Genomic DNA, 10,761 nt, shown 5'->3' with positions numbered 1-10,761 from the left:
AGGTCGAGGGCCTCCTGGATGCGTCCGGCTTCGCTGTAGGAGACGGCGAGGTTGTTGCGGGCGGAGAGGGTGTCGGGGTGGTCGTCGCCCAGAATGCGCACGAAGTCGGCCAGGACCCGCTCGCGCAGGTCGAGGGCCTCCTGGATGCGTCCGGCATCGCTGTAGGAGACGGCGAGGTTGTTGCGGGCGCGGAGGGTGTCGGGGTGGTCGAGGCCGTGGATCTCGTTGCTGTGGCGAGCGATTCTCTCGTCGTACTCGACGGCCTGCTGGTAGAGCCCTGCATCCGTGAGGCTGCTGCTGACCCGGTAGATGCACGGGTGGGTTTTGGGCTGCCACAGGGCCGAGCGGGTGAGGTCATCGAGATGGGCGGTGTTGGCGCGCAGTGTGGCGGTCAGTTCCCGTTTCTCGTGGTCGTGGCCGGGCCACAGTCTCAAGATCGCGTCGGCCGCGGTACGGGCTGTGGCCGGGAGGGTGCCGGAGGGGATGGTTTCGCGCACCGCGCGGGCGGTCAGGGCGTGCAGACGGATGGGGGCGGTGGTGGTGTCCTGGGTGATCAGGGCATAGGTGCGCAGGCATTCCAGCGCGCTGCGCACCTCACCTTCGGTGACGGCCGGGTGGTGGCGGCGCAGCCGGCGGCGTTGTGGTGGGCGTGCGGTGCGCAGATGGCTGAGGGCTGCGGGTGTGGTCCATGTGGTGGCGGGGTGGCCGAGGGGGGCCATGAGTGAGGCGAGGTGCAGCAGGGGGCGTGCCAGTTGGGTGGTGTCGGCTTTGTCGACGGCGTCGAGGGAAAGCAGGAGCGAGGCGGTGACGGTCCGTCCGTAGCCTTCGGTGTCGGCGCTAGGCGGGAGCAGATCGCTCAGCCTGCTGCGGGTGTCGCGCAGCAGGGTGAGGTAATCGGGCATCGTGTGCCGGGTGTTGATGAGGTAGGCGGCGGCGTGGCCCAGGGCGAGGGGCAGATCGCCAAGTTCTTCTGCCAGCTCTTCCGCCTGGTCGGGGTAGTGGAGGTGGGCGTGTCCGGCGTCGGTGAGCCGGCGGCGCAGATAGGCAGCTGCCTCGTCCCGCGTGTAGAGGCCGAGCCGGATCAGGGTCCGGCCCTGGCCGCTGAGCTGGGCATCCTCGCGCCGGGTGGTGGCCAGGACCCAGCCGTTACCCGTACCGCTGTCCGGCCACCATTCCTCAAGGGGAGCAGGGTCGGTGAGGTCGTCGAGCACCACGAGCCACCGTCGCCGCGTGGCCGCCAGCCACCGCACGAACAGCCGCGCCGCCCCGCCTTCGTCCTCCTGGTCGGCCCCGGGAAGATGCAGTTGCCCGGCTGCTTCCGCGTACGCGGTGATGATCTGGTCGGAGCTGGTGGCTCCCGCCCACACCAGTACGTCCAGACCGGCATCCGTGGTGTTCTCCTGGTCCCGCAGCTGCCGTGCCAGGGATGCCGCCAGCTGGCTTTTGCCCACTCCGCCCGCGCCGGACAGCACCACGTCACGACCCTCGCGCCGCGCCTCATCGGCCTGGTCCCGTATCGCCGTACGCGGCTGGAACGCCGCGGCGAGCCGCGGGACGTCCCCCACCCACACCGGCCACTGCACGGACGGGCCGGGCACCGGCGGCCGGTACACGTGCATGTCCCCCGCCGCCTGTATGACGTCCCGTTGTGCCCGTGCCTGCTGACGCGTACGGCGCTGCCCTGGTCGCTCCACCACTGCCGGCCCCTCAGGCCCGGTCCCCGCCGGCCTGGTCGACGTCACCGCCGCCGCGTGCCTTCTGGCGGATGTTCTCCCGCATCGGCCGACGCCCGGTCCTGCCGGCCGCACTGTGGTTTCCTGCGGTCTGCTTGATGTTCCCCTTGGCGCGTGCCGACTGCCGTACCGTGCGCTCCGGCCCTCTGCCTGCAGGTGTGCCGGTCTGGGAGGCCCACCAGCCCAGCGCGGCCAGCACCCCGGCCGCGACCACACCGGCGACCGGGCCGATCACTTCCCACGGGTCATGCCCGCCCGAAGACAGCACTGCCCATGGCACGGCCACGGCAAAGAACGCCGCCACCGAGGCCACCACCGCAACCACCCACCGCAGCGCCGCCATACCCCGCCCCCGTCCGAACCGGCCAACGCACCTGAAACAAACCATGGTTGCACCTACCGCGCCATCAGAACCCAGCCACGGGGGAAATTGACGACCGAGCCGTGCGCAGCTGCTGATCCGCCGTCCAGACAGGCACGCGGCGACAGTGCCGACCAGCAACACGCTTTCCAACTGTGGTGGTGAGGGCGCGGGGCTCGTACAGGACCGTTCACCTGCGTTCACGGCTGGCCGGTCCATGAGTCGATTGCCATGTGCGGTCCGGGCTGAACAGCCCTGTACAGCGCTGAATGAGACGGAAACTGAGACGGCCTGGCCTGTGACTGGACTGCCGCAGGGGACGCTCGACCTTCTGATCCGTAGCTCTACAGAGATCGGTCAACGGCGGTCATAGAGGCCACCGTTCGGCTCCTCTGAGTTCGCTGTTGGCCATGGTCGATTGCTGGGGTTGCTGTACTTCGTTGCTGTACCGGAACCGCGCACGTCCGCGCCTCCTCCCACCCGGCCGTTGTCAGTGCTGCCCGCTAGTGTGATGCGCCAGAAATCCTGAGGGTTAGTTCTGCTCTGTTTTCTGGCCGGTTGTTCCGACCTTGGTGAGGTAGTCGGCGAGGGAGTTGAGGATCTCGTCGGCCGTTTTGGTCCAGGTGAAGGGCCGTGGGTTCTCGTTCCAGGTGTCGATCCACGCGGTGATGTCGTCCTCCAGTGCCTTCACGGACCTGTGGACGCCGCGGCGGATGAGTTTGTCGGTGAGCAGGCCGAACCACCGCTCGACCTGGTTCATCCAGGAGGAGCCGGTGGGGGTGAAGTGGACGTGGAAGCGTGGGTGTTTGCCGAGCCAGGTCCTGATCTCGGCGGTGTTGTGGGTGGCGTAGTTGTCGCAGACGAGATGGACGTCGAGCCCAGCGGGCACTGCCTTGTCGATCCGGACCAGGAACTTCTTGAACTCGATCGCCCGGTGGCGGCGGTGCAGTGCCGATATGACGGTGCCGTCGGCGATGTTGAAGGCGGCGAACAGACTGGTGATGCCGTGCCTGAGATAGTCGTGGGTGCGGCGTTCGGGCATGCCCGGCATCATCGGCAGCACCGGCTGGGACCGGTCCAGCGCCTGGATCTGGGACTTCTCGTCCACGCAGAGCACGACCGCCTTCTCGGGCGGGTGGTGGTACAGGCCGACGACGTCGACGACCTTGGCGACGAACTGCGGATCGGTGGACAGCTTGAAGGAGTCCTGCAGGTGGGGCTTGAGGTCGAACCGCTTCCAGATTCGCCCGATCGTCGACTTCGACAGGCCGGTGCGCTGGGCCATCGAGGCCCGTGACCAGTGCGTGTCCCGGTCAGGGAGCGACTCCAGGGTGGCCACGACGACCTCTTCGACCTGGTCGAGGAGGATCGAAGGCGGCCGGCCGGAGCGCGGCTCGTCGTGCAGACCATCGAGGCGTCTTGCGATGAACCGGGCCCGCCAGCGGTCCACGGTCGACCTGTCGATGCCGAGGTCGGCCGCAGCCTGCTGGTTCGTCCCGCCCTCCGCGCAGCGCAGCACGATCTTCGCGCGCAACGCAAGGAACTGGGCGGTCTTGGCCTGCCGCGCCCACTGCTGCAGCTGCCTGCGCTCAGCATCGTCGAGGATCAGGTCGGCCTTCGGCCGGCCGATCCAGCCGGCGTCCTCAAGCCCGGCCATCCGCTCCGCGGCGAAAGCCCGGCGCCACTTGCCGACGGTCTTGGCCTGGACACCGACGACCCGCGCCACACTCGCGTTTGACATGCCGTCAGCACACGCCAGGATGATGCGGGCCTTCTCGGCCGAGCGCCGGTGTGGCATTTTCGTCCGGCGCACCAACTCGGCGCGCTCGGCCTCGGACAGTGTGATCGCCACAGCAGAAGGCCCCGAATGCGACATGCCAACAAGGTACTTACTAACCCTCAGGATTTCTGGCGCATCACACTAGTGCCGCATCAAGCAACGTTCGCCCTGTTGTCGGCCGACGGTGCCAGCTCGTGCTGAGTGGCGCGGTCTACTCGGCGTCGAGCTGGTGGTCGGCCCAGACGTAGCATTCAGGCAGCAAGTCGGTGACAAGGACGGTTCGGACGCGGTCGTCTTCGCCGACGATGACCTTGAGGGCGGGAAAGTAGTCGAGAAGGACCTGACGGCACCGGCCGCACGGGGGAACAACCCCCCGGTCGCGGTCGCCCACGGCGACAATCGTGTCCAGCTCGTAGGCGCCCTGGGCGGCTGCCGCACCAATGACGACCAGCTCGGCGCAGGGTCCTCCCGTGAAGTGGTAGGCATTCACCGCCGTGACAATCCGGCCGTCCCGGGCGCGGGCCGCGGCCGCCATGGTGTGGTTGTCACCCCGGCAGCGAGTGCGAGCCACGTGCGCCGCAGCCTGGATGAGTTCGTGGTCGACGGGGTGGGTCTGCGTGGTCATCTTCTCTGCCTTCGTCAGGTGTCAGGCGACGTTGACCCGCGTGACGATGGCGTGCAAGCGAATATCGGCGGTGTGCTTGTTCCGCCATATGATGTAGCGGCGGATCATGCTGCCCTGTTCCTTGTGGCTGCTGTGGTCGGTGCCGTCCAGCGTGAAGTAACGCAGGGCGGTGAACTGGGCCTCGATCCGGTTCAGCCACGAGCTGTTGGTCGGCGTGTAGGCGAATTCGACGTTGTTGGCCTTGGCCCAGTCGCCGACCCGGATGTCCTTCTTGGTGGTCAGGTGCGGGGAGAAGTTGTCGAGCACGATCGCGATACGGGGAGGTGGCTAAAGCCGTGGAGCCGACCGCCCCAGCCACGACGTACCCCTTCTCTGGCATCAGGCGGCTGAACGCTTAGCGCGCGGCACGGGCGCCGGCCGGGCTGGAGCGGGGCGGAGACTGGAGCGCAGGCCCGGCCGGGGGCCGGGCCGCGCGCGGGGAGCGGAGCGAGCCGCCTTGAACACGTGAAGAAGGTTGTTACTCAGTCGGATGCGTGGGGCTCGTGGGGTTTGAAGTCCTGTGTGCAGGCGGGGAATTCGGTGCCCTGGCGGTGTGCGAGTGGCAGGAAGGTCACTGGACGGATGGTCCATGTGATGCGGGTGCTGGTGTGAGTGACCGTCACTGAGCAGGGTCGGCCTCGCAGTAGGGCGTGCCGTGTTGCGATGCGGCCGTGGTAGAGCCAGGCCCATGCCTCGTCGGACGCCTCGGGGTCGAGTGCCGGTGAGATGGTCCGCAGTGCGATGGCGACCCATCTGTCTGCCTGGGGTGCGGAGTAGGCGTCGAAGGAAGCTCGGAGTGCCGGCCGCTCCTGGCTGGTGATGTCGTCGGTCCAACACTCGCACCAGAAACCGTGCCTGGTGCCGTTCGTCAGCATGAGTGGCCTTTCCTGGCGGGTGTCCCTGGGGAGCTCCGCCTCAGCCATGCCGTAGACATCGTTGGGATCGGGGGTCTGCTGGCTGTCCGGCTCAGGGCTCATGGGCACGGTGTCGGCTCCTGAAGGCTCGCCCGGACATGGAGTTCGGCGGTGACGGTGCGGCCCGAGTCGTCGCCCTTGACCGTCAGGCTGTCGGCGAGGGCGGCGACCATGCCGAGTCCGCGGCCGTGGGTGGCGGTGAGGGAAGCGAGCTGGATCTCGGGAGTGGACTTCGCGTGCCCCGAGTCGGTCACCTCGATCGTGATGGTCGCCTCGGAGACGGTGAGCGTGACGTGGAAGGCGCCGGCGGCGTCGCCGCTCGCGGTGTGTACCACGGCGTTGGTGCCGAGTTCGGTGACGATCAGGGCGGCCTCTTCGGCCTGAGGGTGGTCGTTGAGCGTGGCGCGGGTCCAGTTGCGCGCGGTGCGGAGTTCTTGAGGATCCCCCGGGAAGGTGCGTTGGCGCGTGGGCAAGGCGTCCTCCATGGCGCTGAGCTGCTGTTTTCTGTGTCAGCGGTGCCGACCGGCTGACACGGACCACGCAGAGTCGTACAATTAGTACTAGCACCGTACCGAATGTGCGCGTACCGGGAGTGCGGGTTCGCACTTTTCGTGCGGGCGGTCGGCGCATAGCGTTCGCTGTGCGGTCGGGTGCTGACCTGATGCCGTTGGAGAGAGGACCTCGCATGTTCGGACTGTTTGTACGCTTCACCTGCAAGGACGAAGCGGCGGCAGCCGCGTTCGACGACCTCGTGGCGCGGACGGGTGAGCAGATCCGTGCGAATGAGCCCGGCACGGTGATCTACACAGTGCATCGTGTTGACGGCCGCCCGCTGGAGCGCGTGTTCTACGAGCTGTACCGGGACAAGGACGCCTTCGAGGAGCACGAATCGAAGGACTACGTGCAGGCCTTCCTCTCCGAGAGGAACCTGTATCTCTCGGCCACGGAGGTTGACCGCCTCGACTTCGTGTCAGGCAAGGGTGTGGACGTTGAGTACTGAGTACCAGAAGGCACTTGGCCGCAAGATCGCCTTCCACCGCAAGCGACGAGGGCTGTCACAGAAGGAGTTCGCCGGCCTGCTGGGGCGCTCGGAAGCGTGGGTGTCCCAGGTAGAACGGGGCGTCCGGCGTATCGACCGGATGACCGTCCTGGAGAAGGTCGCCGATGTCCTTGAAGTTCCGGTCGCCGAGCTGGCGGCCGAAGCTCCCATCGTGGCGTCCGTGGCCGAGGGCGAGCCGCCCGGGGCGAGTCGGCTGCGGCTGGTGCTGAGTGCCGCGCACTCACTGAAGGCGGTCCTCGGTCAGAAGGACACCTCTCCCGATGTGCCGGCGCTTCGCGCCGAGGTCGACCGTGCCTGGTCGCTCACGCACCAGGGGAACTACGCCGACCTGGCCGAGCTGCTCGAAGGACTGGTTCCGCGACTGGAGTCGGCGACCCGATCGGTTCCGGAGGCGGACCGTCCCGAGCTGTTCCGGCTGCTGGCGGTCATGTATCACACGTGCAGTGGCGCGCTCGCGAACATGGGGGAACCCGAGGCGGCCTGGATCGCCGTAGACCGTGCGGTGGTTGCTGCCGAGCGGGCCAATGATCCGCTGCTGATGGCGGCCGGTGAATTCCGGTTGTCGCTGGTCTTCCTTGGCGCGCGTCACTTCGAGCAGGCGGCCCAGGTGTCAGGGAGCGCTGCTGACGCGCTGCGGCCTCTGGCCGACTCCGGACAGGTCGAGGCGGTCGCGCTGCGCGGTGCCTTGACCTTGCAACGGGCTGTCGCTGCCGCTCGGTTGAACCTGGCGGACGACGCGTACGGGTATCTGCGCGACGCTCGCGAGATGGCCGAACAGGTCGGCGATGGGCGCAACGACTACAACACCGAGTTCGGGCCGACCAATGTCGGCTTGCACGAAGTGGCCGTGGCGGTCGACCTCGGCGATGCCGGAGTTGCGCTGCGGGCTGCACAGGCTGTGGACGCGTCGGGGCTGTCCGCGGAACGGCAGACACGCTTTCAGATCGACGCGGCCAGGGCTTATGCCCAGCGTCGGCAGGTCGCTGACGCGATTTCAGCACTGGTGAAGGCGCGTGAGCTGTCGCCCGAGATGGTGCAGGCCCTGCCGATGGTGAAGCAACTCGCGGCGGACCTGCTGACCATGAGCCAGCCGCCCTCTGAGGAACTGCGCTCCCTGGCGAGGGAGTTGGGCGTACAAGAAGTACGGACTGGTACCTGAAGTACTAGATAGTACTTGGAGTGCGGGTTACTGTGGTTGGTGTCGGCATGCCTCTTCGCGTCCAGCGGAGCAGGTGATGCGGGCATGCGAACGGGCCGGAGCAGGAAGGCACACCTGCGCCGGCGCGTGAGCGGAAGGGCCACAGAACACAAATGTGGCCTGAGCGGGAGGCAGTCCCACTCAGGCCGGGCGTGTCATTAGCATCAACGCTCTTGGAGCGTATCGCGCTCAGCCGGTATGCGGTCAACCTCCCGTTGCGTAGCCATCCGTCACTAAGTGCACCGTGCGTGCGTAGGCGCTCGTGCTCGCGGGCGAGATCCGTTCCGTGAAGGTCGGCCGGAACCGTCGCATCCTCCCGGCCTGGGTGGACGAATACGTCAACCGGTGCGCCGGGGACGCTGAGAGGTGGTCCGCATGAGCGCGCCAACGGCGAAGGGTCTATCTACCCGTACAAGAACGGCTTCGCCGCGTACGTCTGGGTCACGACCCCCGAGGGAGACCGGAAGCGAAAGTACGTCTACGGGAAGACCCGCGAGGAGACACACGAGAAGTGGATCAAGCTCCACAACGAAGCCACCAGGGGCCCGGTGCAGACCCGCCACCGCACGGTGCAGGCGTTCCTCTCCTACTGGCTCGAATCGATCGTGAAGCCCAACCTCGCTCCGCTGCCATAGGTCTCGTACGAGGGCTCGGCGCGGCTCTACATCGTCCCGCACCTGGGTACGAAACGCCTCGACAAACTGACCGTGCGGGACGTGCGCGAGTGGCTGACCAAGCTGGCCGGCATCTGCCAGTGCTGCGCCCAGGAGAAGGACGCCAAGCGGCCCCAGGAACGGCGGCGCTGCTGTGCCGTCGGCGAGTGCTGTGAGGCGTACCCGTCCCGCCGCGTGGTCCAGGCCGCGCGTGATGCCCTGCGGCCCGCGCTCACCCACGCCGTGACCGAGGAGGAGATCAGCAAGAACGTGGCCTCCCTGGTCAAGGTCCCGAAGCCTCGGCGTCGTCGGATCAAGCCGTGGTCCGTCGTCGAAGCAGGCCGCTTCCTCGCCGATCCCCTGGCGCGTGAAGATCCGCTGTTCGCGGCCTGGGTGCTCGTGCTGTGCCTCGGGCTGCGTCGTGGTGAGGTCCTGGGCCTCACCTGGAAGTCGATCGACTTCGAGACGGGGGAGTTGTACGTGGACCACCAGATCCAGCGGGCGGGTCGACAGATTCTCCACCGGGAGACCAAGACCGAGGAGTCCGACGACTTCCTTCCGCTCCCCCAGTTCTGCCTCAAGGCGCTCCGTATGCGCCACGCTCAGCAGACCGGCGACCGGAAGGCGGCCGGTGATCTCTGGCAGGACACCCGGGGACTCATCTTCACCACGAAGTACGGGACCCCGATCGAGCCCGGCAACCTCACCCGCATGTTCGCCCTACGCGCTCGCCGTGCCGGCCTCCGGGTCATCCCGCTCCGCAACACCCGGCACACATGCAGCTCACTCCTGGTCGCCCTCAAGGTGCACCCGAAGGTCGCCCAGCGGATTCTCCGGCACTCACAGATCGCCATGACTATGGAGGTCTACGCGGAGGCGAGCGAGGAGGAGGTGTGGGCCCCGCTCGGCAAGCTGTCGGAAGCGATGGGCGGCTCACGGACCGACGGCTGACATCAACCGCTGACATCAGCCGTTGCTGTACTTCGCTGCTGTACGGCCCCGAAACGACAAAGGCCCCGGAGTGATCCGGGGCCTTTGACCTGTGTGCACTCGGCAGGATTCGAACCTGCAACCTTCTGATCCGTAGTCAGATGCTCTATCCGTTAAGCTACGAGTGCTTGTTTTTTTGTATTTTGTCTTTGCTCCCGGCCCTTTCGGCCCGCTCGCGGCGACAGGAAGAACATTACATGACTGCCGCCGCCATGTGAAATCCGTTAGGCGCACCCCTTGTGAGCTGCGGAAACGTCGTATCGGGTGGGGCCTGCGGGCGGCGGTGGCCGGGGGGTGGGGCGGGGCGTGTGGTGGGTCGGCGTCGCGTCGGTGGCGGTGTGGGGTGTCGTGGTGGCGCGGCCGTAAACGCGAATCAGGGAGCCCAGACCGAAATGGTTGGACTCCCTGATTGAGGTGCGGAGGCGGAGGGATTTGAACCCTCGATGGGCTTTAAGGCCCAAACCGCATTAGCAGTGCGGCGCCATAGACCGGACTAGGCGACGCCTCCAGCACAGCCGCCCGCGCGATCGCGAGTGGTGCGTGCAGATGATGACACAGTCGAGCGTGCTGTCACCAATCGGCTCCCACGGTACTAGGCAGTCGGGCCGCAGGGCAAAGCCCTTCTCGCGGGGCCCGGAGGCGTCGCGCAACATCCCGGCGGGCCGCGCGTTGGGCAGGGCATGTCTCACTTCGCCGTGCGGGGCGCCCTCGGGGCCGTCGCCGCCGTCCTCGGGTCCGTCGCCGCCCTGCCCGCCTCCGCCGCCGTGACGGCCGACCACCTCACCGTCACCGTGCGGCACGCCGGGGACGGGCGGGACGGGACGTACGAGCTGTCCTGTCACCCCGGCGCCGGCAGTCACCCGGACGTGGGCGGGGCCTGCCAGGCGCTCGACCGGAACACCCGCTGGGGCCGCGACACCTTCGCCCCGGTCGCCCCGGGCACCGCCTGCACCATGCTCTACGGCGGCCCCGCCACCGCCCACGTCACCGGTACCTGGGCCGGCCGCCCGGTCGACGCCACGTACGACCGCAGCAACGGCTGCGAGATCGGACGCTGGGACCGGATGGTGCCCCTGCTGCCCGACCTGGGCTCATAGACCCGCCTCGGTTCATCAACCCGCCTCGATTCGTCAACCGGCCTCGGTCCGTGAACCGGCTCCGGTCCGTAACGCCGCCTCGGTCCGTGAGCCCGCCTCGGGTCATAACGGCGGCACAGCCGTTTCACGGTCGTGGCCCCGCTTCCGTAAATGTCCCGCGAAGGTACGGCGGAGGTGAGGCGTGTCGGTCACATGTTCGCCGTCACTTCGTCGTGCGACCTCCCTCTCATCCGGCGTCGCGAGCGCAACCGGTGCCTTTAGACTCCCTCGCGTGACACGCCGCGGGCCGGTTGGCAAGATGGCCCGAGCGG

9 protein-coding genes, 2 tRNA genes and 3 pseudogenes are annotated in these 10,761 nt (G+C 67.6%); 5 read left to right on the top strand and 9 right to left on the bottom strand.

What is annotated here, in order from left to right; translation table 11 throughout:
* The 7 genes and pseudogenes from SSP29_RS58430 to SSP29_RS12235 all read right to left on the bottom strand — a co-directional run.
* Positions 1 to 1,697 (bottom strand): tetratricopeptide repeat protein (locus SSP29_RS58430; protein WP_167449903.1); only part of this gene is annotated, 1,697 nt, incomplete at its 3' end.
* A 10-nt stretch (positions 1,698 to 1,707) separates the two neighbouring features.
* Entirely contained in the window at positions 1,708 to 2,076 is a 369-nt protein-coding gene (locus tag SSP29_RS12260) for a hypothetical protein (protein ID WP_145968879.1), read from the bottom strand.
* Between the two features lie 550 nt (positions 2,077 to 2,626).
* Complete coding sequence (locus SSP29_RS12255; RefSeq protein WP_089100572.1) at positions 2,627 to 3,946, bottom strand: IS630 family transposase; 1,320 nt, start codon at positions 3,944 to 3,946, stop codon at positions 2,627 to 2,629.
* A gap of 139 nt (positions 3,947 to 4,085) precedes the next feature.
* Positions 4,086 to 4,499 carry a cytidine/deoxycytidylate deaminase family protein gene (locus SSP29_RS12250; protein ID WP_089100571.1) on the bottom strand — a complete coding sequence of 138 codons (414 nt, stop codon included), beginning with the start codon at positions 4,497 to 4,499 and terminating at the stop codon, positions 4,086 to 4,088.
* Between the two features lie 21 nt (positions 4,500 to 4,520).
* Positions 4,521 to 4,826, bottom strand: a pseudogene (locus tag SSP29_RS12245) (transposase); the annotation flags it as partial.
* A gap of 194 nt (positions 4,827 to 5,020) precedes the next feature.
* Positions 5,021 to 5,413, bottom strand: a complete 393-nt coding sequence (locus SSP29_RS59655; RefSeq protein WP_089100775.1) for a hypothetical protein — start codon at positions 5,411 to 5,413, stop codon at positions 5,021 to 5,023.
* A 98-nt stretch (positions 5,414 to 5,511) separates the two neighbouring features.
* Positions 5,512 to 5,925 (bottom strand): ATP-binding protein, encoded by a 414-nt coding sequence (locus SSP29_RS12235; RefSeq protein ID WP_245883074.1) that lies wholly within the window; start codon positions 5,923 to 5,925, stop codon positions 5,512 to 5,514.
* Between the two features lie 212 nt (positions 5,926 to 6,137).
* Here SSP29_RS12235 and SSP29_RS12230 point away from each other — a divergent pair, with 212 nt between their 5' ends.
* From SSP29_RS12230 to SSP29_RS12220, 4 genes and pseudogenes are all read left to right on the top strand, one after another.
* Positions 6,138 to 6,452 carry a putative quinol monooxygenase gene (locus tag SSP29_RS12230; RefSeq protein WP_089100569.1) on the top strand — a complete coding sequence of 105 codons (315 nt, stop codon included), beginning with the start codon at positions 6,138 to 6,140 and terminating at the stop codon, positions 6,450 to 6,452.
* A complete protein-coding gene (locus SSP29_RS12225; RefSeq protein WP_245883073.1) occupies positions 6,433 to 7,671 on the top strand; it encodes a helix-turn-helix domain-containing protein in 1,239 nt (412 codons plus the stop codon). The genes SSP29_RS12230 and SSP29_RS12225 overlap by 20 nt, the downstream gene beginning before the upstream one ends.
* A 298-nt stretch (positions 7,672 to 7,969) precedes the next feature.
* Positions 7,970 to 8,089, top strand: a pseudogene (locus SSP29_RS59650) (DNA-binding protein); the annotation flags it as partial.
* Positions 8,070 to 9,314: pseudogene (locus SSP29_RS12220) on the top strand (site-specific integrase). The pseudogenes SSP29_RS59650 and SSP29_RS12220, both read left to right, overlap by 20 nt.
* Positions 9,315 to 9,408: 94 nt before the next feature.
* Here the strand turns inward: SSP29_RS12220 and SSP29_RS12215 are convergent.
* Together SSP29_RS12215 and SSP29_RS12210 are read right to left on the bottom strand one after the other, a co-directional pair.
* Positions 9,409 to 9,481: transfer RNA gene (locus SSP29_RS12215), tRNA-Arg, on the bottom strand.
* Between the two features lie 289 nt (positions 9,482 to 9,770).
* Positions 9,771 to 9,861 (bottom strand) — tRNA-Ser (locus SSP29_RS12210).
* Positions 9,862 to 10,033: 172 nt separating this feature from the next.
* On the opposite strand from SSP29_RS12210, the gene SSP29_RS12205 reads away from it, so the two are divergent.
* Positions 10,034 to 10,450: an SSI family serine proteinase inhibitor gene (locus SSP29_RS12205; protein WP_089100568.1), complete on the top strand. Its 417-nt coding sequence runs from the start codon at positions 10,034 to 10,036 to the stop codon at positions 10,448 to 10,450.
* Positions 10,451 to 10,761: the final 311 nt, after the last annotated feature.

This window comes from Streptomyces hyaluromycini, assembly GCF_002217755.1.
In the GTDB taxonomy this organism is placed as follows: Bacteria; Actinomycetota; Actinomycetes; order Streptomycetales; family Streptomycetaceae; genus Streptomyces; species Streptomyces hyaluromycini.
Note: the sequence above shows the minus strand (reverse complement) of the source record. Positions and strands in the feature narration are given on the sequence as shown.

Coding starts and splice junctions, on each gene's coding strand:
- SSP29_RS12260 (WP_145968879.1), bottom strand. CDS start 2,076: ATGGCGGCGCTGCGGTGGGTGGTTGCGGTGGTGGCCTCGGTGGCGGCG.
- SSP29_RS12205 (WP_089100568.1), top strand. CDS start 10,034: ATGTCTCACTTCGCCGTGCGGGGCGCCCTCGGGGCCGTCGCCGCCGTC.
- SSP29_RS59655 (WP_089100775.1), bottom strand. CDS start 5,413: ATGCTGACGAACGGCACCAGGCACGGTTTCTGGTGCGAGTGTTGGACC.
- SSP29_RS12250 (WP_089100571.1), bottom strand. CDS start 4,499: ATGACCACGCAGACCCACCCCGTCGACCACGAACTCATCCAGGCTGCG.
- SSP29_RS12230 (WP_089100569.1), top strand. CDS start 6,138: ATGTTCGGACTGTTTGTACGCTTCACCTGCAAGGACGAAGCGGCGGCA.